This is a genomic window from Paraburkholderia strydomiana, from assembly GCF_046030495.1.
In the GTDB taxonomy this organism is placed as follows: Bacteria; Pseudomonadota; Gammaproteobacteria; order Burkholderiales; family Burkholderiaceae; genus Paraburkholderia; species Paraburkholderia strydomiana_A.
On record NZ_JAQQCJ010000016.1, the window covers coordinates 161,317 to 182,921 of the forward strand.

At 63.8% G+C, this 21,605-nt stretch carries 18 protein-coding genes; 8 read left to right on the top strand and 10 right to left on the bottom strand.

The window, feature by feature from the left end; all coding sequences use genetic code 11:
• Positions 1 to 122: 122 nt before the first annotated feature.
• The 4 genes from PQQ53_RS21940 (at position 123) to PQQ53_RS21955 (ending at position 5,100) form a co-directional block, all read left to right on the top strand.
• A complete protein-coding gene (locus tag PQQ53_RS21940; protein WP_408154348.1) occupies positions 123 to 638 on the top strand; it encodes a MarR family winged helix-turn-helix transcriptional regulator in 516 nt (171 codons plus the stop codon).
• Positions 639 to 687: 49 nt separating this feature from the next.
• Positions 688 to 2,196: an efflux transporter outer membrane subunit gene (locus tag PQQ53_RS21945; protein WP_408142930.1), complete on the top strand. Its 1,509-nt coding sequence runs from the start codon at positions 688 to 690 to the stop codon at positions 2,194 to 2,196.
• A gap of 71 nt (positions 2,197 to 2,267) precedes the next feature.
• Positions 2,268 to 3,503 carry an EmrA/EmrK family multidrug efflux transporter periplasmic adaptor subunit gene (locus PQQ53_RS21950; RefSeq protein ID WP_408326099.1) on the top strand — a complete coding sequence of 412 codons (1,236 nt, stop codon included), beginning with the start codon at positions 2,268 to 2,270 and terminating at the stop codon, positions 3,501 to 3,503.
• Positions 3,504 to 3,537: 34 nt separating this feature from the next.
• Entirely contained in the window at positions 3,538 to 5,100 is a 1,563-nt protein-coding gene (locus PQQ53_RS21955) for a DHA2 family efflux MFS transporter permease subunit (protein WP_408142926.1), read from the top strand.
• Positions 5,101 to 5,246: 146 nt separating this feature from the next.
• Here PQQ53_RS21955 and truB read toward each other — a convergent pair whose 3' ends face one another.
• The 9 genes from truB to PQQ53_RS22000 form a co-directional block, all read right to left on the bottom strand.
• The gene (truB, locus tag PQQ53_RS21960; protein ID WP_408326102.1) at positions 5,247 to 6,182 is read right to left on the bottom strand and encodes a tRNA pseudouridine(55) synthase TruB; all 936 of its coding nucleotides are present in this window, start codon (positions 6,180 to 6,182) and stop codon (positions 5,247 to 5,249) included.
• A 94-nt stretch (positions 6,183 to 6,276) separates the two neighbouring features.
• Positions 6,277 to 6,642, bottom strand: a complete 366-nt coding sequence (gene rbfA, locus PQQ53_RS21965; RefSeq protein WP_121318621.1) for a 30S ribosome-binding factor RbfA — start codon at positions 6,640 to 6,642, stop codon at positions 6,277 to 6,279.
• A gap of 191 nt (positions 6,643 to 6,833) precedes the next feature.
• Positions 6,834 to 9,797 carry a translation initiation factor IF-2 gene (infB, locus tag PQQ53_RS21970; RefSeq protein ID WP_408142922.1) on the bottom strand — a complete coding sequence of 988 codons (2,964 nt, stop codon included), beginning with the start codon at positions 9,795 to 9,797 and terminating at the stop codon, positions 6,834 to 6,836.
• A 94-nt stretch (positions 9,798 to 9,891) separates the two neighbouring features.
• Positions 9,892 to 11,367 carry a transcription termination factor NusA gene (nusA, locus tag PQQ53_RS21975; RefSeq protein ID WP_408142920.1) on the bottom strand — a complete coding sequence of 492 codons (1,476 nt, stop codon included), beginning with the start codon at positions 11,365 to 11,367 and terminating at the stop codon, positions 9,892 to 9,894.
• Positions 11,364 to 11,822 (bottom strand): ribosome maturation factor RimP, encoded by a 459-nt coding sequence (gene rimP / locus PQQ53_RS21980; protein ID WP_121318629.1) that lies wholly within the window; start codon positions 11,820 to 11,822, stop codon positions 11,364 to 11,366. Before rimP ends, nusA begins: the two co-directional genes overlap by 4 nt.
• 517 nt (positions 11,823 to 12,339) lie before the next feature.
• Entirely contained in the window at positions 12,340 to 14,187 is a 1,848-nt protein-coding gene (gene rluB / locus PQQ53_RS21985; protein WP_408326105.1) for a 23S rRNA pseudouridine(2605) synthase RluB, read from the bottom strand.
• 63 nt (positions 14,188 to 14,250) lie between these two features.
• On the bottom strand, positions 14,251 to 15,258 hold the full coding sequence (scpB, locus tag PQQ53_RS21990; RefSeq protein WP_408326108.1) for an SMC-Scp complex subunit ScpB: 1,008 nt from the start codon (positions 15,256 to 15,258) through the stop codon (positions 14,251 to 14,253).
• Between the two features lie 359 nt (positions 15,259 to 15,617).
• Complete coding sequence (locus tag PQQ53_RS21995; RefSeq protein ID WP_408326110.1) at positions 15,618 to 16,847, bottom strand: pyridoxal phosphate-dependent aminotransferase; 1,230 nt, start codon at positions 16,845 to 16,847, stop codon at positions 15,618 to 15,620.
• Positions 16,848 to 17,077: 230 nt separating this feature from the next.
• Complete coding sequence (locus PQQ53_RS22000; RefSeq protein ID WP_408142913.1) at positions 17,078 to 17,980, bottom strand: LysR family transcriptional regulator; 903 nt, start codon at positions 17,978 to 17,980, stop codon at positions 17,078 to 17,080.
• Between the two features lie 403 nt (positions 17,981 to 18,383).
• On the opposite strand from PQQ53_RS22000, the gene PQQ53_RS22005 reads away from it, so the two are divergent.
• The gene (locus tag PQQ53_RS22005) at positions 18,384 to 18,785 is read left to right on the top strand and encodes a transposase (RefSeq protein WP_408326113.1); all 402 of its coding nucleotides are present in this window, start codon (positions 18,384 to 18,386) and stop codon (positions 18,783 to 18,785) included.
• Positions 18,786 to 19,088: 303 nt separating this feature from the next.
• Positions 19,089 to 19,343: a hypothetical protein gene (locus PQQ53_RS22010; protein WP_408142911.1), complete on the top strand. Its 255-nt coding sequence runs from the start codon at positions 19,089 to 19,091 to the stop codon at positions 19,341 to 19,343.
• Between the two features lie 350 nt (positions 19,344 to 19,693).
• On the opposite strand, the gene PQQ53_RS22015 is transcribed toward PQQ53_RS22010, so the two are convergent.
• Positions 19,694 to 20,005: a hypothetical protein gene (locus PQQ53_RS22015; RefSeq protein WP_408142909.1), complete on the bottom strand. Its 312-nt coding sequence runs from the start codon at positions 20,003 to 20,005 to the stop codon at positions 19,694 to 19,696.
• 267 nt (positions 20,006 to 20,272) lie between these two features.
• Here PQQ53_RS22015 and PQQ53_RS22020 point away from each other — a divergent pair, with 267 nt between their 5' ends.
• Both PQQ53_RS22020 and PQQ53_RS22025 read left to right on the top strand, forming a co-directional pair.
• Entirely contained in the window at positions 20,273 to 20,992 is a 720-nt protein-coding gene (locus PQQ53_RS22020; RefSeq protein ID WP_408142907.1) for a YdcF family protein, read from the top strand.
• 286 nt (positions 20,993 to 21,278) lie between these two features.
• The gene (locus PQQ53_RS22025; RefSeq protein WP_408142905.1) at positions 21,279 to 21,515 is read left to right on the top strand and encodes a hypothetical protein; all 237 of its coding nucleotides are present in this window, start codon (positions 21,279 to 21,281) and stop codon (positions 21,513 to 21,515) included.
• Positions 21,516 to 21,605 lie beyond the last annotated feature (90 nt).

Genomic DNA, 21,605 nt, shown 5'->3' on the forward strand with positions numbered 1-21,605 from the left:
AGTCGTGTCTATTCCGGCTTGGGAACGGACAGATCCTTGCCTAAGCTGTAATAACGCTTGCCGCGTCAATCAACCGCGTCCTATAATCCTGCCTAGTCAACCATTGCATTCGCACGAGAATCATGACGGAGCCGTCCCCCAATACCACGCCGGACCTGAGCGAGTATCAGCTAGGCGAAAGCGTCGGCTATCTCCTCTCGCGGGTGAAATCGACCATGTCGAACCTGATCACCCAGCGCAGCATGGCCGAGTTGGGCATCACCAGTCAGCAAGGCAGCATCCTGTTCATGGTCGCCAGCGGAAAATGCCTGCTGGCCGCCGAGCTGGCCCGTGAATACGGCATCGACGCAAGCGCCGTCACGCGCCTGATCGACCGCCTGGAGAAGCGCGGACTGCTGACCCGCGTGCGTAGTAACGAAGACCGCCGGGTCGTACGCCTTGCGCTGACCCCGGAAGGCCATGCGATCGCAGCCAGAATGCCGGGCATCTTCAACGGCGTGCTGGACAGCCTGCTGAACGGTTTCACCGCCGAAGAAGTGGGTTTTCTGAAGAGCATGCTGCGTCGCGTGCTCGTCAATTCCGGTGAACAAACGGGACTAACCCGTGATGCAGCAAGCAATTTTGACAGCAAATCGTAAGAAATTGCTTGCAGTGTCCATCATTACATTCCACTCAAAGAGTCGAGCGATGAAATCCCTTTCCCTGTCCGCGCCCGCGCTTTCGAGCCGGGCCGCTGTCGCCGCTGCGGTGACGGCGCTCGCCCTTACGGGGTGCGCGAACTACTTCGGCATGAAGAACGACAAGCAGATCTCGTCGCCGACGCAGTACGAGTCAGCGCGGAGCCTGCCCGGCGAAGGCGGCCAATGGCCGTCGCTCGACTGGGCCCAGCAGTTCGGCGACCCGCAGTTGTCCAACCTGATCGCGGAAGCGCTCGACGGCAGTCCGTCGATTGCGCAGGCACAAGCGCGTCTGGCGAAGGCGTCCTCGTACATCGAAAGCTCGCGCTCGGCGCTGTTCCCGAAGGTCAACGCCAGCTATTCGTGGACCCGCGAGATCTTCTCCGCCAACTCGCTCTACCCGCCTCCGTACGGCGGCACCTGGTATAGCGAGAACAATGTGCTCGCGAGCGCATCGTGGGATCTCGACCTGTGGGGCAAGAATCGTGAGCGCCTCGGCCAGGCCGTCTCGCAGGAAAGGGCCGCTCAGGCGGACATGCAACAGGCGCGCGTGACGCTCGCCGCGTCCGTGGCGAGCACCTACAACCAGCTCGCGCAGCTGTACGCGTTCCGTGAAATCGCCGAGCGCGAAATCGCCAACCGCAAGGACATCGGCCGCATTACCGACGGCCGCGTCGTGGCCGGTCTCGACACCAACGTCGAGCGGCAAACCGCGACGGGCAACATCGCGACCAGCCAGTCGAACCTGACCGACCTCGACGGGCAGATCACCGTCGTGCGCTACCAGCTGGGCGCGCTGCTCGGCAAGGGTCCGGACCGCGGCCTGCAGATCGCCAGGCCGACGCTGACAGCCGGCGACACGGTCGCGCTGCCGAACAACATCCCGGCCGACCTCGTGGCGCGCCGCGCGGATATCGTCGCCGCGCGCTGGCAGGTCGAAGCGGCCATGCACGACGTGAAGGAAGCGAAAGCCGAATTCTTCCCCGACGTGAACCTCGCGGCCGGCTTTGGTTTCGACGCGTTCGGCTGGGGCCGCTTCCTGACCGCGTCGAGCCGTCAGATCCAGTTCGGTCCGGCGATTCACCTGCCAATCTTCGACGCCGGCGCATTGCGCTCGCAACTGAAGGGCCGTTTTGCCGATTTCGACCTCAACGTGGCGAACTACAACCAGACGCTGATCAACGCGCTCCAGCAGGTCGCGACACAGGTGTCGTCGATCCGCTCGATCGACCAGCAGGAAGGCGACGCGCAACGCGCGCTCGAGGCGTCGAGCAAGGCCTATCAACTGGCTGTGATCCGCTACAAGGCCGGCCTGTCGCCGCAGTTGCAGGTGCTGACCGCCGACCAGAATCTGCTCGCCGCCGAACAGACGGTGACGGGCCTGAAGATGCGCCGCCGCGATATGCAGATCGGCCTCATCAAGGCGCTCGGCGGCGGTTTCGACGCAACGCAGACCGGCCTCGTGGTGCCGACCGATGCCCCGGCATCGGCCACCGCCGCGACCGCCGCGGCGAACTGACCACGCGCCGCGCAGCACGCACACCAACATCCGAATAAACGACGACGTTCAAGAGAACCCGGAGCACATCAATGAGCACCCCCCAACAGCCCGCGCCCAACGCACAGCCGGCACAACCGGCGAACAACGGCAAACGCAAGCGCATGATGACGCTGCTCGTCATCGTGATTCTGATCGCCGCGGTCGCCTACGGCCTGTACTACTTCCTCGTCGCGCGTTTCCATGAAGACACCGACGACGCGTACGTGAGCGGCAACGTCGTGCAGATCACGCCGCAGGTCACGGGCACCGTGATCGCCGTGAACGCGGACGACACGCAAGTCGTCAAGGCGGGCGATCCGCTCGTCGTGCTCGACCCGGCCGACGCGCGCGTCGCGCTCGAACAGGCCGAGGCGAATCTCGCGCAAACGGTGCGCCAGGTGCGCGGCCTGTTCGCCGACGACAATCAATACCAGGCGCAAGTCGAACTGCGTCAGTCCGATCTGTCGCGCGCTCAGGACGACCTGAAGCGCCGTCTGACGGTCGCGCAAACCGGCGCGGTGTCGCAGGAAGAAATCTCGCACGCCCGCGACGCCGTGAAGAGCGCGCAAGCCGCCGTCGACGCCGCCAGGCAGCAACTGGCGTCGAACCGCGCGCTGACCGCTAACACCACGATTGCAAACCATCCGAACGTGCAGGCCGCCGCCGCGAAGGTCCGCGACGCGTACCTGAACCACGCGCGTAACGTCCTGCCCGCGCCCGTGACCGGCTATGTCGCGAAGCGCTCGGTGCAGGTCGGCCAGCGCGTCTCGCCGGGCACCCCGTTGATGGCCATCGTGCCGCTGCACGACGTATGGGTCGATGCGAACTTCAAGGAAGTGCAGCTCAAGCACATGCGCATCGGCCAGCCGGTGGAACTGACCGCCGACGTGTACGGTTCGTCGGTGCCGTATCACGGCAAGGTGGTCGGCTTCTCCGCGGGCACGGGTTCGGCGTTCTCGCTGCTGCCCGCGCAAAACGCGACCGGCAACTGGATCAAGGTGGTACAGCGTCTGCCGGTGCGTATCGCGCTCGATCCGCAGGAACTCGACAAGAACCCGCTGCGCATCGGTCTGTCGATGCAAGCCGACGTGAACATCAAGGACGCCAGCGGCGGCCAGCTCGGCAACGCGTCGAATACCGCCTACCAGACCAACGTCTTCGATAAATACGGCGACGAAGCCGACGCGGAAATCGCCCGCATCATCGCGGAAAACGCCGGCCCGAACGGCGGCACGCCAAAGTCGACTCAGACCGGCGCAGCCGCGAAGCCCGCAGCGAAGAGCTAAGCAGCCACACGACGATTCATAGAAGGCTCCTTTAATGGCTCAGGCTCAGGCGCAAGCCCCTCACCCGCCGCTCGAGGGCGCGCAACTGGTGATCGGCACCATCGCGGTGTCGCTCGCCGTGTTCATGAACGTGCTCGACACGTCGATCGCGAACGTGTCGATCCCGTCGATCTCGGGCGATCTCGGCGTGTCTGCCGATCAGGGCACGTGGGTGATCACCTCGTTCGCGGTCGCGAACGCGATCTCCGTGCCGCTGACCGGCTGGCTCACCGATCGCATCGGCCAGGTGCGTCTGTTCATGGCGTCGATCGTGCTGTTCGTGATTTCGTCATGGCTGTGCGGTCTCGCGCCGACGCTGCCGTTCCTGCTGGCGTCGCGCGTGCTGCAAGGCGCGGTGGCCGGCCCGATGATCCCGTTGTCGCAAACGCTGCTGCTCGCCAGCTATCCCCGCGCGAAGGCGCCGATGGCGTTGTCGATGTGGGCGATGACGACGCTGATTGCGCCGGTGGCCGGTCCGATTCTGGGCGGCTGGATTTCCGACAACATCTCGTGGCCGTGGATTTTCTACGTCAACATTCCGGTCGGCATCATTGCCGCTGCTGCGACGTGGACGATTTTCCGCAACCGCGATTCGGCGATCCGAAAAGCACCGATCGACGGCGTCGGCCTCGGCCTTCTGATCGTCTGGGTCGGCTCGCTGCAGGTGATGCTCGACAAGGGTAAGGACCTCGACTGGTTCTCGTCGACGACCATCGTCGTGCTGGCGCTGGTCGCGGTGATCGCGCTCGCGTTCTTCATCGTGTGGGAGTTGACGGCCGAGCATCCGGTAGTGGATCTGTCGCTGTTCAGCCGGCGCAATTTCACGGGCGGCACGATCGCACTGTCGATCGGCTACGGGCTCTACTTCGGCAATCTCGTGTTGCTGCCGCTGTGGCTACAAACCGATATCGGCTACACCGCGACCGAAGCGGGGCTGGTGATGGCACCGGTCGGTCTGTTCGCCGTGCTGCTGTCGCCGATCACGGGCAAGATCTTGCCGCGTACCGATCCGCGCTATATCGCGACGCTGTCCTTCCTCGTGTTCGCGCTGTGCTTCTGGATGCGCTCGCGTTATACGACCGGCGTCGATACGTATTCGCTGCTGCTGCCCACGTTGATTCAGGGCATCGGCATGGCGGGGTTCTTCATTCCGCTCGTGTCGATCACGCTGTCGGGCTTGCCTGGCAACCGGATTCCGGCGGCATCGGGTCTGTCGAATTTCGTGCGGATCATGTGCGGCGGCATTGGCACTTCGATTTTCCAGACCGCGTGGGATCACCGCACGATCATGCATCACGCGCAACTGGCCGAACAGGCGAACGCGTACAACCCGGTCTTCGATCAGTCGATCCGGCAGATGGGTGCGGCAGGCTTCAGTCAGCCGCAGGCGTATGGTCTCTTCAATTCGATGGCCACACAGCAAGCCGCGCAATTGGGCGTGAACGATCTGTTCTTTGTTTCCGCCGGCATTTTCGTGGCGCTGATCGCGCTGATCTGGATCACGCGGCCGGAACGCGCGGGCGGCGATGCGGGCGCGGCGGCGGCCGCTGCGCACTGAGGCTCCGCTTCAGTCATACAAAGCTCGCGAGATGAAAAAAGGCGGGACCGCTCAGTAGCGGTCCCGCCTTTTTCTTTGCACTTTGCAGCAGGCCGAACGCCTTTGCCGGACGCGTGGCCCTCTATGCTCAAGGTGACGTCAGCGATCTAGCTCGCCGTCGTTACCACCAGCCGTTCGGGCGCGAGCACGCCCTCGCCTTGCTTCGCGACGCCCAGCAAGCGGCCTTGTCCCGCATACACTCTCACGCGCGGCGCGTTCACGGCATCGCCGGCAATGGTCAACTCGGAAAGCTTCAGGCGTTGGCCGTGCAGAAAGCGGCGCGTGTCGTCTTCGTTCAACCGCACGAGCGGGAATGTCGACAGTAACGCGTCTACCGGCTGCAGCCACGAATCGCGCTCGCTTTCCGTTGCATCGGACAACGCATCGAGCGTCACCGAATTCGCGAGCGTCAACGCGCCGACACCGGTGCGCCGCAGCGCGACCAGATGCGCGCCGCATCCCAGCGCCTCGCCGATATCCTCGGCCAACGTGCGAACGTAGGTGCCCTTGCTGCACGTCACGCGAAATGTCACATCCGGCAGCGCGCAAGCGAGCAATTCGAGCTTGAGGATCGTTACCTGACGCCCTTCCCGCTCCACGGTCTGCCCAGCGCGTGCATATTCGTACAGCGGCTTGCCATCGCGCTTGAGCGCCGAATACATCGGCGGAACCTGGACAATGACGCCGAGAAACTTGGACAGCACAGCTTGCACCGCCGCCTCGTCGCACGCCACTTCTCGCGTGTCGATCGCTTCACCCTCGGCGTCGCCGGTGGTCGTACGAATGCCGAGGCGCATGGTCGCCTCGTAGGTCTTGTCGGCTTCGAGCAGGTCTTGCGAAAACTTGGTGGCTTCGCCGAAACACAGCGGCAGCAGGCCTGTCGCCAAAGGGTCGAGCGTGCCGGTATGGCCGGCTTTTTTCGCCAGATAGAGACGCTTCGCGCGGATCAGCGCGTCGTTGCTCGATAGGCCAAGCGGCTTGTCGAGCAGCAGGACCCCGTCGAGCGCGCGACGCGGCACGCGGGGGCGTTGAGGTGCGGTCATGTCAGAAAGGCGGAGACTTCAATGAATACAAAAACGGCACTGAGCGCATCGCGGCTCTCAGGCATGGCAACGAGCGCGGCCGCTCACGGTGCGCTCAGTCTTCCTTCGCGCGATTGGCATTCGCCTCGTCGATCAGACGCGACATTTCGACGGCGCGCTCGATCGTCTTGTCGTAGTGGAAATGCAGCGTCGGCACCGTATGGATATGCAGTCGCTTGAAGAGCTGATTGTGCAGATGGCCGGCCGCGTGCGTGAGCGCTTCGAGCGTCTGTTGCGGGTCGCCGGTCAGCGTCGTGAAATAGACTTTCGCGTGCGCGTAGTCCGGCGTCAGCTCGATGCTCTGAATCGTGACGATGCCGATGCGCGGATCCTTGACCTCGCGCAGCAGTTCGGACAGATCGCGCTGGATCTGATCGGCGATCTGCACGTTGCGATTGGGAGAAGAACGTTTCTTAGGCATGGTGTTGTGTGATCCGATCTGACGGATGCAAAAATTGGTTCGCGCAAGCCGAAGTGTTTTTTTTACGCGGCATACAAGCGGCGCGCTTTTCAAAGCATGACCAGGGGCTTGCGCACAAAACAGTGGGCCCAAAAACAACGGGCGGAGCGGGCGTCAAAGCCCGCTCCGCCCGTTGAGCCGTGTCGCGTGAATTACAGCGAACGCGCGACTTCGGTGACCTCGAATACTTCGAACTGATCGCCTTCGACGATGTCGTTGAAGTTCTTGATCGACATACCGCACTCGAAGCCCTGACGGACTTCCTTCACGTCGTCCTTGAAGCGCTTGAGCGAATCGAGCTCGCCCGTGAAGATGACGACGTTGTTGCGCAGCACGCGCACTGACGACGAGCGCTTGACGAAACCGTCCGTGACCATACAGCCGGCCACCGCGCCGATCTTCGGTACCTTGAAGACCTGGCGCACTTCGACCGTACCCGTCACGACTTCGCGCTTCTCCGGTGCCAGCATGCCCGACATCGCGGCCTTCACGTCATCCACTGCGTCATAGATGATGTTGTAGTAGCGAATATCGACGCCGTTGGACTCCGCCAGCTTGCGAGCCTGCGCATCCGCACGGGTGTTGAAGCCGATGATGACCGCCTTCGAAGCCGTGGCCAGGTTGACGTCGGACTCGCTGATGCCGCCCACGGCGCCGTGCACGATCTGCACGCGCACTTCGTCGGTCGACAGCTTGAGCAGCGACTGCACCAAAGCTTCCTGCGAACCCTGCACGTCAGCCTTGACGATGAGCGGCATGTACTGCACTTCGCCTTCGCCCATCTGTTCCAGCATGTTCTCGAGCTTCGCGGCCTGTTGTTTGGCCAGCTTGACGTCGCGGAACTTGCCTTGACGGAACAGCGCGACTTCACGCGCCTTGCGGTCGTCCGGCATGACGATGACTTCTTCGCCTGCTTGCGGGACTTCCGACAGACCCTGAATTTCGACCGGGATCGACGGACCGGCGGACTTGGTCGGCTTGCCGGTTTCGTCGAGCATGGCTCGCACGCGACCGTAAGCGCTACCCGCCAACACTACATCGCCGCGGTTCAGCGTACCCGACTGGACCAGGATCGTTGCAACCGGACCCTTACCCTTGTCGAGCTTCGCTTCGATGACGAGACCCTTGGCCGGCGCTTCGACCGGTGCCTTCAGTTCCAGCACTTCGGCTTGCAGCAACACGTTTTCGAGCAGATCGTCGATGCCCGCGCCGGTCTTGGCCGACACCGACACGAACGGGGAATCGCCACCGTACTCTTCCGGTACGACGCCTTCCGCGACGAGTTCCTGCTTCACGCGTTCCGGATTCGCATCCGGCTTGTCGATCTTGTTGATCGCAACGACGAGCGGCACGCCGCCTGCCTTCGCATGGGCAATCGCTTCCTTCGTCTGCGGCATCACGCCGTCGTCGGCTGCGACCACCAGAATCACGATGTCGGTTGCCTTCGCACCGCGGGCACGCATGGCCGTAAAGGCTTCGTGACCCGGCGTGTCGAGGAACGTGATCACGCCACGCGGCGTTTCGACGTGGTAAGCGCCGATGTGCTGCGTAATGCCGCCCGCTTCGCCCGCTGCAACCTTCGCGCGGCGGATGTAGTCGAGCAGCGAGGTCTTGCCGTGGTCGACGTGACCCATGACCGTGACGACCGGCGGACGCGGCAACGCTTCCGCATCGGACACCTCGCCTTCGACCAGCATCGCTTCCGGGTCGTCCAGCTTGGCCGCCACCGCGTGGTGCCCCAGTTCCTCGACGATGATCATCGCCGTTTCCTGGTCCAGCATCTGGTTGATCGTGACCATCTGGCCGAGCTTCATCATCGACTTGATGACTTCCGAGGCCTTCACCGCCATCTTGTGCGCCAGATCGGCGACCGTGATGGTTTCCGGCACGTGCACTTCCCGCACGATCGGTTCGGTCGGCGCCTGGAACGTGGTGTTCTGATCCTGATGCTTGCCGCGCCCCTTCGGGCCGCCGCGCCAGCCGCGATCGACACCGCCGCTCGAATCGCCACGCGTCTTGATACCGCGGCGCTTCGCTGCGTCGTCCTGCCAGCCGCCCTTGCCGCCGCCCGGCTTCTTCTTGTCGCCGGCGGACGGCGCGCTCGGGGAAGCCGGAGCCGCAGCAGCCGGCTTCTTCGCAGCCGGACGCGCCGGTGCTTCGCCTGCCGGACGCGCGGGCTTGTGCAGCGTGCCCTTGGCTTCCGCGGCCTTGGCCGGCTCGGCGGGCTTCGGTGCCGGTTCCGGCGCCTTGACCTGCGCCTTGCGCGGCGTGTTCATCATTTCGCGAATCGCCCGTGCTTCGGCTTCCGCCGCGGCGCGGCGCTTCGCGATTTCTTCCTGCTCGGCACGCGCTTTCTCGGCGGCCTGACGCGCTGCGTCTTCCGCCTTCTTCGCGGCCTCGCGTTGCGCAGCACGTTCCGCCGCTGCGCGTTCGTCGTCCTGCTCGCTTTCCTTGGCGACGACCGGCTCCGCTGCCTTGGCAGCCGCCGGCTCGGCCTTCGCGACGACCGGCTGCGCGACTTGCGCCACCTGCTGGACCTTCTCGCGTGCCGCCGCCTCGGCCGCAGCCGCTGCGCGCTTCTTCGCCGCTTCCTCTTCCGCGCGACGACGCTCGGCTTCGGCAGCCTGCTCACGCGCCTGACGCTCGGCTTCTTCGCGTTCGAGTTGTTCCTGGCGAGCCTTCAGCTCCTGAGCCTGCTTTTCGAGCAGCTCAGCTTCGTGACGAGCTTCCTCTTCACGACGCTGAAGTTCCAGATCGTCGACCTCGGCGCCTTCGGCCGCATGATTCGATGCATCTCCGCCTTCGGCGGAGGTTTCGTCGCGGCGGACGAAAGTGCGCTTCTTGCGCACCTCGACCTGAATGGTGCGAGCTTTACCCGTCGCATCGGATTGCTTGATTTCCGACGTATGCCGTTTCGTCAGCGTGATCTTGCGCTTGTCCGCATCAGTCGAGCCGTGAGACTTGCGCAAGTGGTCGAGCAGACGCGCCTTGTCCGCCTCGGACAGGTTGTCGTCTTCGCTCGCTTTTGTGACGCCCGCTGCCTGCAGCTGCTCGAGCAGCACGCCTGCAGGCATTTTCAGTTCCGCGGCAAATTGGGCTACGTTGTTACTCGCCATTCATTCCTCTTAATGCAAGGACCGATTCCTTGCGGTTAGCATCGTGTCATGCGGCCTAACGGCCGCGTTCAATTTAGTGCGCCATGGTCATTTCTCACTGGAACCAGTGTTCACGTGCTTTCATGATCAACGCCTTAGCGGCATCCTCTTCCATACCGGTCATCTCGACCAGTTCATCCACGGCCAGCTCGGCGAGTTCGTCGCGCGTCTGGACCTGGTGTTCAGCAAGCTTCGCGAGCAGGTCGGCATCGACGCCGTCCAGGCTCTTCAGATCGAGCGCTACATTTTCGACCTTTTCTTCATTCGCGATCGCCAACGTCAACAGCGCGTCGCGCGAGCGATTACGCAGTTCGTGAACGGTGTCTTCGTCGAATGCTTCGATTTCGAGCATTTCGTTGAGCGGCACATAGGCGATCTCTTCGAGGCTCGTGAAGCCTTCGTCGATCAGGATGTCGGCGACTTCTTCGTCGACATCGAGACGCGCCATGAACAGGTCGCGCAATACACCGCGTTCCTGATTCTGCTTCTGCGCAGATTCGTCCGGCGTCATGATGTTGATCTGCCAGCCGGTGAGTTCGCTGGCAAGACGCACGTTCTGGCCGCTGCGGCCGATCGCGACCGCCAGCTCGTTTTCGTCTACGACGACGTCCATCGAGTGCTTTTCTTCATCGACGACGATCGACTGGACGGCTGCCGGCGCGAGCGCGCCGATCACGAACTGTGCGGGATCTTCCGACCATAGCACGATGTCGACGTTTTCGCCACCGAGCTCGTTACGCACCGCCTGCACCCGCGAACCGCGAATGCCGACGCAGGTGCCGATCGGATCGATGCGCTTGTCATAGGCGACCACGCCGATCTTCGCGCGCACGCCCGGATCGCGGGCCGCCGCCTTGATTTCCAGCAGGCCCTGCTCGATTTCCGGCACTTCCATCTCGAACAGCTTCATCAGGAATTCGGGCGCCGTACGCGACAGTTCGATCTGCGGACCGCGCGCGGTGCGATCGACCTTCGCGATGTAGGCGCGCACGCGGTCGCCCACGCGCAGGTTTTCCTTCGGAATCAACTGGTCGCGGCGCAGCAGCGCTTCGACACGGCCGGTTTCGACGATGAAGTTGCCCTTGTCGAGACGCTTCACCGAGCCGGTCATGATGTGCTCGCCGCGCTCGAGGAAGTCGTTCAGGATCTGCTCGCGCTCAGCGTCGCGCACCTTTTGCAGGATCACCTGCTTGGCGGCCTGCGCGCCGATACGGCCAAATTCGATCGACGGCACCGGTTCTTCGATGTACTCGTCGAGTTGGATCTCGGGCTTCTGCTCACGTGCTTCGAACAGCAGAATTTCCTGATCCGGTTCCTGCAAACCGGCTTCGTCCGGCACCACTTTCCAGCGGCGAAACGTTTCGTGCTCGCCGCTTTCACGGTCGATATGGACGCGGATATCCGCATCTTCTTCGAAGAGTTTCTTGGAGGCCGAAGCGAGAGCCGCTTCGAGCGCGGCAAATACCACGTCTTTGTCGACATTCTTCTCGCGTGCCAGCGCATCCACCAGCATCAACACTTCGCGACTCATTGTTTGCGGCTCCTAAAGTCAACTTTCGGAACGAGGCGTGCTTTGTCCATGTCCGCGAGCGTGAAATCGAGCATCGCGGCGCCTTCCTTCCCTTCAAATTCCAGACCGATCGTTTCGCCTTGCGGAGCATGCAGGATGCCCCGGTACGATTTCCGTCCGTCCAATGGCTTTTTCAATGTGATAACCACTTCGCTGCCTGCGAAGCGTTCGAAATCCGCCAGTTTTTTCAGCGGGCGGTCGAGACCCGGCGACGATACTTCAAGCCGCTCGTAATCGATATTTTCGACCGTCAGAACGTGCTGGAGCTGACGCGTGACTTTCTCGCAGTCTTCGATCGCGATGCCGGCCGGCTGGTCGATATAGATGCACATCATGCCGCGCCCGGTGCGCTCGAGATCGACGAGCTCGTACCCGAGTCCCACGACCGTGGTTTCAATCAGTTCCGTCAGTTGCACAGTGCCCTCTTAGATGTTCGCGCAGCGAGCCTGCCGCTTGTTTTGCAAACAATCAATGCGGGCCGTGCGCCAAGCCGGCGCACGTTCGTGCGAACCCGAGATGCCGAACCACGATGAACTGAGCGGCAAAAAAAAATGGGCTAAACGCCCATCATCTTATTACCGGTGGTCGCACCTGAGCCGCACATGAAAAGCCGCACGCCCAGCGACTTCGCGATTGTAGCCATTTTTCGGGACAAACGCAAACCGCAGAACGCCGTACGAAGCGCATTTCCGCTTGATTTCATGGGAATCTTTCGACCTCGCGGCGGCCTCGCGGGCCTTTTGCAAAGCGGCTGCTGCCGCCTTGCCCCAGGCCGGGCAAGCGGGGCGGTCAAACCCCGCCCCATTTTCCGCCGCATCGCGGTTTCATGCGTGGCATGAAACCGTGGCATTCATCGATCGATTCCGACGGCGGCCGCGAAAATCGTTAAGGAACGATACGCCGCCGGTCGTCATACGCGGCCAATCCGGCCGCTCAACGACCGCGCGAACGGCCGCGCTGCGCGCCGCCGCCACGATTGGCGCCGCCCGCGTTGGCATTGCCGCCGCCCGCGCGGTTGGCGTTGCCGCCACGGTTGCCGGCCGGGCCGCGATTGCCGCCGCCCGGATTGGCAGTGTTGCCGCCGGCACGCTTGCCGCCGCCAGCACGATTACCGCTGCCCGACGGCGCGCGATTGCCGTCGACCTCACGACCGCCACGCGGGCCGGCCGCACCGCCGCCCAGCGCGCTGCCGAAACCACCGGCACCACGGCCGGCGCCACGGTTGCCGTACCCGGTGCTCGCGCCGCCGCCGAAGCCGCCGCCCGCCGCACCGCGACGGCCCTGACCCTGACCACGCGGCTGCTGTTCGAAACGGCTATGCGACATCAGCACGGGTTCGCGATTGATGAAGCCCATCGAGGTTTGCATCGGATCCGGCTGCTTGCGCTCCGGCGCCGAGCTACGGCCGCCGCGCTCTTCCGTCGGCGCCTTCAGTCCGACCGAGGCCATCAGCGCGCGCACCTGGTTGTCTTCGAGTTCTTCCCAACGGCCGCGCTTCAGACCCTTCGGCAGCGAGATCGGGCCGTGACGCGTACGGATCAGGCGGCTCACCATCAGGCCGGCCGCCTCGAACATACGGCGCACTTCGCGGTTACGCCCTTCGGCAAGCGCGACGTGATACCAGTGATTGGTGCCCTCGCCGCCGCCGTCGCGAATGCGCAGGAAGTTGGCCGGACCGTCATCCAGTTCGACGCCGTGCAGCAGCTTTTGACGCATGCCTTCGGCCAGCTCGCCGACCACCCGCACCGCATATTCACGCTCGACGCTGTAACGCGGGTGCATGAAGCGGTTCGCCAGATCGCCCGACGTGGTCAGCATCAGCAGACCTTCGGTGTTGAAGTCGAGGCGGCCGACCGCGAGCCACTTGGCGGTCTTCATCGGCGGCAGTTTATCGAACACCGACGGACGTCCTTCCGGGTCGGCATGGCTGACGATTTCGCCGGTCGGTTTGTGATACAGCAGCACGCGCGGTGGCTTGTTGGCCAGCTTGCGCTTGACCGGCTTGCCGTTGATGCGAACCTGATCGGTCGGCATGATGCGCTGGCCGATGTGAGCCGGCTCGCCGTTCACCGACACGCGGCCGGCCACGATCAGCTCTTCCATGTCGCGGCGCGACCCCATTCCGGCTTCGGCCAGCACCTTGTGCAGCTTCGGCGCGTCGTCGTCCGCGGCGAGCACGCGCTTGGGCGCAGCCGGTTTGCCATGACGCAGCATCGGGGCGCGCACGCTGCCGGTCGCGCTGTTATCCGCGTCGAACGCGGGGGATGTCACGTACGAGAACAGATCGTCCTGACCGGCTTCCGTGGCCGCCGCTGCCGGCGCCTCACCGCCGCGGCGGTTCTGACGCTGCCCGCCTTCACGCGGCTGACGCTCGCGCTGACCTTCACGAGGTGCGCCTTCGCGCTGACCACCCTCGCGCTTCGCGCCGCCCGCCTGGGCGTTGCGCCGCGAGCCCTGACCCTTGGCGCCTGCATCCTTGCGGGGCATGCGCACTTGCGCGACCACTTCGCCGTCCGGCGGCGCCTCGGTGACGACCGGCGCCCCTTGCGCGGGCGCGCCTTCGGCGCCCTTCGTCTTCGCCCCGGCGCGGCGCCGCGCGATCAGGCTGCGCGGTCCGCGACGCAGGCCGCGGCGCGGACGGTCTTCACCGTCTGCTTCCGCGCTCTGCGCCGGGCGCTCGCCCTCGCCTGCCGACGCTTGCGTGGTGCGCGTTTCGTCGGCCCGTGCCGACGGCACGGCGCGCTCGGATTCGGACGAATCGGTGTCGTGGGTATGTGTCAAAACAACCTCAAAATGTCAGGTCGCGCACGCCCGTTGCGGGCGTGGCAAAAAAGTTCGGTTACGTCAGGCGCTGCGCGACTCGGGTTCGTCGTCGGTCAGAATGCCTGCGTCCTGTGCGGCATCGCGACGATCTTCAGGATCGTCGTGCGCCGCCGTGGTCGGGTTCGGCTCGGCGGCGCGCTCCGTATTGCGGAGTACGCCCGAGTCGTGCGCGGGTGTTGCCGGATCGGCCTGGGAGACCGGATCGTCATGCTGTGCTGACCCGGCGATGCCGGTCTGCGGTGCTGCGTCTGCCGTTTCGGCATGTTCTTGTGCGCCCGGCGCGTCGATCGTGTCCGGATGCGCCTCAGGCGCCGGCGTGACGTCTGCGACAGTCCCGGCCGCTTCGGCTTCGTACGCTACGGTTTCGGCACCCTCTGCCCCCGTCGCCTCGGCCGGCCGCGACAACTCAGGGTGCTCCGCGGCTTCGCCTTCCGCGTCCGCCGCCAGATTCTGCGCGGTCTCGAGGTCGGCGAACTCGATCGCATGCTGCCCGAGCAGATCCGCGTTCAATTGCGCCGACGGATCCGCGAGCGGCGGCAATTCGTCGAGCGCGGTCAGCCCGAGGTCGTCGAGGAACTGCCGCGTGGTTGCGTACAGCGCCGGACGGCCCGGCACGTCACGATGACCGATCACCTCGATCCAGCCGCGATCCTCGAGCTGCTTGACGACTTGCGTATTCACGGTGACACCGCGAATTTCTTCGATATCGCCCCGCGTGACCGGCTGCCGGTAGGCAATGATCGCGAGCGTCTCGAGCACCGCGCGTGAATATTTCGGCGGTTTTTCCGGATGCAAACGATCCAGGTACGAGCGCATCGCGGGCTTGCTTTGAAACCGCCAGCCCGATGCCAGCCCGACCAGCTCCACACCGCGCCCAGACCAGTCCTGCTTGAGGTCTTCGAGCAAGTTCCGAACGGTGTCTGCCGACACGCCGTCGGCAAAGAGCTTGCGCAATTCGCCGAGCTTTAACGGCTCCTGCGCGCAGATCAAGGCAGTCTCGAGGACGATCTTCGCCTCTTGGGTATTCATGCAGCTAGGTCAGACCCTGTGGTCAAAGAACCGGATCAAACAGACGATGTGGAACTGAAGACGCGCTCGCCCGATTCTGATCGGTCATATTGATGGGAGCACGCACCGGGGGGAGGCGAAACAGACTATCGAGCCAAACCCAGCCGGACGGAGCAGCGATATTCCTGGAAGGAATCGCGTGACTGAGCGCCATATTACGCAAAAACAATCGGTGCGTAAAGACGAAACCCGCCGCGCATTTTCCGGCTGCGCTCCCGCGGGTGTGCCTAAACGGAAAAGCGCAGGTAACCCGACAGAAACTCCGCCTTTTTCATTAGGCTTTTTCAGCCGGGCGGTCGGGCTTATTCTCCAAACGCCCACTAAACCGCGTCAGACCGCGCCAGAAACTGCTTCAGACGCTCGACGCCCGCGTCCAGCCGCGCCGTATCGCATGCATAGCACCAGCGCACGAAGCCCTCACCCTGTGGCCCGAACGCGCTGCCGGGTGCCACACCGAGCCCGACTTCGCGCACGAGCGCCTTACATAGTTCGAGGCTGTGCGCCGCGCCCGGCATCGAGAAGAACAGATACATCGCGCCAGGCGGCACCTTGACATTGACGCCCGGCACTGCCGACAGCGCGCGCACAAGATGATCGCGCGAAGCTTTCAGGTCGAGCACCAATTCCCGCGTGAACCGCTCGCCCTGCTGGACGGCTGCGATGCCAGCCTGCTGGACGAACGACGGCGCGCATGACGTGTTGTACTCGACCAGCTTGGCCAGATCGTCCATCAATGCGGTCGGCGCGACGATCCAGCCGAGTCGCCAGCCGGTCATCAGCCACGCCTTCGAGAACGAGTTCACGCAGATCACGCGTTCGTCGCGGCCGGCCAGATCGAGGAACGACGGCGCGGTGCGCGCAGGCGCGCCGCTCGCGGCAGCGTCGGCGTCGGCGTCGGCGTAGTAGAGACGCTCGTAGACTTCGTCCGCGACGATCCAGATGCCGTGCCGCCGGCAATGGTCGAGCACGGTGCGCTGATCGTCGCGGCTCATCACCCAGCCGGTCGGATTGTTCGGCGAGTTGATCATCAGCATTCTGGTGTCGGGCGTCAGCGCCGCCAGCAATTGCTCGACGTCGAGCTGCCAGCCGCGTTCGCCGTAGCCCAGCGCAACCGTTTCGACGTGCGCACCCAGAATTTTCGGAATTTCGACCAGATTCGGCCACAGCGGCGTCACCGCAACGACGCGATCACCGGCGCCCACAACCAGTTGCGCGGCGAGCATCAGCGCGTTGACACCGGCGCTCGTCACCGCGATATGGTCCGGCGAGGTCGCGCCGTGCAGTTCGCTGACGTAGCTCGCGAGCGCCGCGCGCAACGGCGCGATGCCCAAATTATGCGTATAAAACGTAGCGCCGGCAGCCAGCGCACTGCTGGCGGCGTCGCGGATGAAAGCGGGCGTGACCCGGTCGGACTCGCCGAACCAGAACGGCAGAACGTCTTCAACGCCAAAGCCGGCATTGGCGACTTCACGGATCTGCGAAGAACGCAGCGCGCGCACGGCATCGCGCGCATTCGGGATGGAGGGCACAGGCAGGTCCAAATCGCTCATCGAGACTTCCAGACAGGGTGAAAGGTAAAGGCTGACGGTCAGGGAAGGCGCCAGTTTAGCGCGGCGCCTGCTTTGGCAGCGGCGAACTCGGCCGCTGGCGCAGTGTGGGCGGGGGACGGTCGCGGCAGGCGTCGGTGCTCATGCCGCTGCGCGGAACCGCTGCCGTTCGGTTTCGGCCGCGCGGGGCGACCGTCGTGAATCCGCCGACCAGGCTCATCGCGCCGCCCGGACTAACTCAAATCCTCCGCCCGCCCCGGCAATTGGCGGATCAAATCCCACACCGCCTCCGCTGCCGGCGACAACGAGCGGTCGCGCCGGCGCACCAGTTCGACCCGGCGCTCCGCGCGCGGCACGAGCGGCCGTGCGACCAGCGACGCGCCCGCCGGCAACGGCAAAGCCAGCCACGGCAGCACGCTGACGCCGACGCCCGCTTCGACCAGCCCGAACACGGTCGCGGAATGCCCCAACTCCTGCACCACCGTAGCGCTCACGCCGTGCTCCTGCATCACGGCGTCGATGATCGGCCGGCTGCCCGACGCGTAATCGAGCATCACGAGTTGCTGACCGTCGAGGTCGGTCCACGCAACCTGCTCGTGGGCGGCCAGCGGGTGGTCGTCGCGGGTGACCACGCAGAACGAATCCGTCATCAGCGCTTCGCTGAGCAGATCGTCGGCGGTGAACGGGCCGATGATCACGCCGAAATCGACTTCGCCTGACTTGACCTTGCGCATCACGTCGCTCTGCACGTCGTCGCGCAAGCCCAGCGTGATATAGGGAAACTGCCGCCCGCACGACGCTACCACGCCCGGCATCAGCCGGCAGGCCACGGTCGGGCTGGCGGCCACCACCACGCGTCCGCGCCGCTGCTCGCCGATTTCGCGGATCTCGCGCAGCGCGTCGTCGAGATCCGTCAGCAAACGTGACACGCTCGATACCAGATTGCCGCCGACGTCGGTGAGCTGAACCTCGCGCGTCGTGCGATCGATCAGCTTGAGGCCGATCTCGCCTTCGAGTTCGCGCACGCAGCGACTCACCGCCGACTGCGTCAGGCCGATTTCATCACCGGCCCGGCTGAAACTCTGCAGGCGCGCGACCTCGATGAAAACCCTTAGCTGACGCAGCGTTACATTCATTTACCAACCTCATCAATAACTTCATTTAATGCGCATTGTAAGGCCAAAAGCATGCCCCACCGTGGAATGAGCCCTCTCGCTGCAATGCAGCAATACGGCGCGAACGCACGCTGGCCGGGCCTGATTGCACAAGATTGGTGATTGTCCCGATTTGCGAGATGGGTTTTTTGGATTCTTATACGCCCCTAGCTGGCGCCTGCGCTGGCCCGCCGTCACTGGGCTTTGAGGCGATCGGAATCAACTTGGCACACTTCCTGCATTTGCACGGACACAGGATCGGTGCCACGACTTCTGACTGCATGGCAGCCGTGGCAGCCCGACCCCCTTGGCACTCGCCTATCGAGTGCATGGAGAGTGCGCGGCGCGGGGCAGCGCACCGGAGTTAGCTTCGCTGAGGTGAAACATGATGCTGTTCGACGATTTGAGAGACAACGAGTGGGCGCTGGTCGAGGCTTTGTTCTGCGCGGAACCGGCACGGAGCGAGCGCCGTGGTCGGCCGCGCGTGGAAGCGCGAGCGGTGGTCAACGCCGTGCTTTGGGTGCTGTCGACGGGCGAAGGCTGGTCCAAACTGCCGGGCCGCTATCCGTCGCCGCCGACTTGCCGCCGTCGCTTCGACGAATGGCAAGCCGATGGTACGCTCGCCGAAATAGTTAAGCGACTCGGCACGAGCGGCCGTGAAATTTCGCTGCGCGGCCGCATCGGCGCGACTGCAGCGAAACAGCCGGCACCGCCGAGCCGCGACCGCCTGCGTGGCGCGTTCTGGACCAACCCGGAATCGTGGCGCGCGCCGGTCAAGATGGCCTGACGCGCACTGTTTCACCTCCGGGCGCCCGTGGGCGCCCGGCGTCTATCCGGTTCGCCGCGCGTGTCTCCAACGACGCCGGCACCATCGCGGGCACCGCCGTCTGGCGCGCCCCGTTCAGTCGTCCCTTTCCGCTATGCCACCGCTTGCGCGACTGTCGCGCGCTGTAAGCGCACGTTCAAAGCGGCCCCAACGGCTGCAGGTGAAACATCCATTTACTATTAATTACAACGTGCTTTCGCCTCCCGGCATACCTTATACCTATGCAAACAGGCCTTGAGTCGATCGGCTTGACGGGAGCTCAGCATGAAACCAATGTCACTGCTTCTGTGCGGCATTGTGATTTCATCAATGACCGCACCGGCGCTCACTCAGGAGCGCCCACAGGCATGGAACTGGCGGCCGGATCGTTCGGCTACGCTTGAAGCGTGGCAGCAAAGCCAGACGCGCAGCCGGGATTTCACGCCGCCGGCGCCACGCGGTGATTTGCGTGGCGACATCGCCAGCAACGTGCGTGCGCGTCCGGATACGCCGCGTGAAGAGCCGACGCGGCATCGGTAGTCCCTGAGTCGTCAGCGGCTCTTTGTGAGCCTACCGGCTCGTCGTGATGGGGATGGATTGCTTGCAGTGTCGCCAACGCGAATCATTGGCGCCTCAGGCGCAACGAAAATAATCGGGGAACCACCGTCCGCTGTGCCAGTCTGATTCAACGCCATTAGCACAGCGTGGCAGTAGTAATTCCGGTACGCCCGTATCCTCGCGATACGGGCTTTTTTTCGCGTGAACGACGATCCGCGACGCTCGAGGCGCCGCGCCATTCCTGAATGACGGAAGCAAAAACCCGCCGCCAGCCGCGCGATGCGACCGGGATGATGGTGTCGTTACCCGCTCGACCCAAAACAGATTTGCGCTCAGAGAGCAGCGGTGGACCGCGCTTCCGCTGTGGAGACGGCGTATTCATTCATTCGCTGTGCGCTCCAGCTGAGCAGCCGCTCGTCATGCGCGAGCCGCGCGAACTCGGCTCTGCCGCGTTCCGTGAGCACGGCGATGTCGACAGGTGCATGAAAGCCCGGAGCCGGTGCGACCGTGCGCTGCCGAACCGTGTCCATCAGACCCAGTGCGCGAAGATATTGAAAAACGCCCGGCCTTCTGGCCCAGGGAACCTGACGATATTGCGCTCGCCGCAGCGCTTCAAGTACTGCTTCGTTGGAATACGTGGTCATCTCACTTCTTTCTTAAAGTGCAGCTATGACACATCTATGCCCAACACGTCACCGCGCCACCAGTGACGCGCATAGCACCCGCCCTTGGCTGGAAGCCGGCCGCCTTTCGGACAGTGGCCAATCCGCCAGGTGCTGCCTGGTCTCGTTTTCGGAACCCCCGTCTGAACGGCGTGTTAGCGTTCTGTCTACGAACCGACGATGCGACCGCTGCGGCGCGATAGCAAGCTCGTAGATTTGTCCCGAAAGACATACGTTACCCCATTTAAATTGATTCTATTCACTTTATTAGCGCTTTTTTTTGCAGCAATCGTGCTATGGAAGCGCGCCCGGCGTCCTCTGGCGCTATGTCTGGTCGTCCTGTTCTGGCTGCTCGCCGCTGGCTGGCTGACCGAGCCCTTGCTCGCGCTCGCGCAGCGGCCTCCGCCGAACGCCACGACCGCCAACTTTGCGCCGCGCACGGCGATCATCCTGCTGGGCGGCGGCACGATTTACAACGACGAAGACGTACTCGTGCCGCCGCGCGACGTGCTCCGCCGCATCGCGGTCAGCGCGGAGAACTATGCGGCGTGCAAACGGACGGCAGTCACCTGCCAGGTGATCGTGAGCGGCGGCAATCCGCAGGGGCATGACGCGACCGAAGCCGATACCTATCTGCCCTACCTGTTGCGCGAGCGGGTTCCGCGCGCGGACATCGTGCTCGAAAACAGCAGCCTCACCACGTATGAAAACGCACGCAACGTCTCGGCCATACTCGGGCAATCGCGTTACGACGCGGTGATACTCGTCACTTCCGCGTATCAGATGCCGCGCGCCCTGCTCGACTTTCATCGCTTCGGGCTCACGCCGCAGCCGCTGATCTCGAGTGCAAGGCACGCCCATCTGGGTGTACTGCCTCGCTATGACAACCTCGTGAATGCGGAGATCGCGTTGCATGAACTGATCGGGATAGCGCAATTTCACGTCTATCGCGCAATCGGGTGGTTCTGAACGCGCTGCATGCGTAGCATGCCGCGCTCAACTGCTTCGGGCGCTTATGCGTTTTAGTTAGCGACGCGAATTCTTTCAGATTGAGCAGAACGCATCCTTCCCCGATCGCGCTTAGCGCTCAAATGGCCCGTCCGCCAATTCGCCCGCGCGCCGCCAATGACGAGATGTAACAAATAGTTAGTCCGGTTACAAGCGGGCCGCTGGAGCGAAGATTGCTGACTAGAATGCATTGTCTCTCCAACCGGACAGGCAATACTTGGGTCCACATCCATCTGCGGAGGTAACGATGAAAAAAATGTCCCTGGCGATCCTGGTTTCCCTCGGTGCGGTAACGGGCGCAGCGTATGCGCAGGACAACGGCATCATGACGAGCACCGATCCCGCCAAGGCCGCCGACATCGAGCAGCGCGCGCAAGATTTGCAAAACCGTCAGCAGGCGATGCAAAGTGCCCCCGCCACGCCCGAAAAGCATCACAAGATGTCGCCGCATCATCACAAGAAGGCCGACGCTTCCAGTTCGTAAGCGCAGTCGCACGGCGCACCCCGCGGCGTCACCGCGAAGGGGAAAAGCCGAAGCCGGCACCGCCGGTTTCGGCTTTTTTGTTGTCTAATG

Coding starts and splice junctions, on each gene's coding strand:
- PQQ53_RS22005 (WP_408326113.1), top strand. CDS start 18,384: ATGATGCTGTTCGACGATTTGAGAGACAACGAGTGGGCGCTGGTCGAG.
- nusA (WP_408142920.1), bottom strand. CDS start 11,367: ATGAGTCGCGAAGTGTTGATGCTGGTGGATGCGCTGGCACGCGAGAAG.
- PQQ53_RS21945 (WP_408142930.1), top strand. CDS start 688: ATGAAATCCCTTTCCCTGTCCGCGCCCGCGCTTTCGAGCCGGGCCGCT.
- PQQ53_RS22025 (WP_408142905.1), top strand. CDS start 21,279: ATGAAAAAAATGTCCCTGGCGATCCTGGTTTCCCTCGGTGCGGTAACG.
- PQQ53_RS22015 (WP_408142909.1), bottom strand. CDS start 20,005: ATGACCACGTATTCCAACGAAGCAGTACTTGAAGCGCTGCGGCGAGCG.
- PQQ53_RS21995 (WP_408326110.1), bottom strand. CDS start 16,847: ATGAGCGATTTGGACCTGCCTGTGCCCTCCATCCCGAATGCGCGCGAT.
- PQQ53_RS22000 (WP_408142913.1), bottom strand. CDS start 17,980: ATGAATGTAACGCTGCGTCAGCTAAGGGTTTTCATCGAGGTCGCGCGC.
- scpB (WP_408326108.1), bottom strand. CDS start 15,258: ATGAATACCCAAGAGGCGAAGATCGTCCTCGAGACTGCCTTGATCTGC.
- PQQ53_RS21955 (WP_408142926.1), top strand. CDS start 3,538: ATGGCTCAGGCTCAGGCGCAAGCCCCTCACCCGCCGCTCGAGGGCGCG.
- infB (WP_408142922.1), bottom strand. CDS start 9,797: ATGGCGAGTAACAACGTAGCCCAATTTGCCGCGGAACTGAAAATGCCT.
- rbfA (WP_121318621.1), bottom strand. CDS start 6,642: ATGCCTAAGAAACGTTCTTCTCCCAATCGCAACGTGCAGATCGCCGAT.
- PQQ53_RS21950 (WP_408326099.1), top strand. CDS start 2,268: ATGAGCACCCCCCAACAGCCCGCGCCCAACGCACAGCCGGCACAACCG.
- truB (WP_408326102.1), bottom strand. CDS start 6,182: ATGACCGCACCTCAACGCCCCCGCGTGCCGCGTCGCGCGCTCGACGGG.
- PQQ53_RS21940 (WP_408154348.1), top strand. CDS start 123: ATGACGGAGCCGTCCCCCAATACCACGCCGGACCTGAGCGAGTATCAG.
- PQQ53_RS22010 (WP_408142911.1), top strand. CDS start 19,089: ATGAAACCAATGTCACTGCTTCTGTGCGGCATTGTGATTTCATCAATG.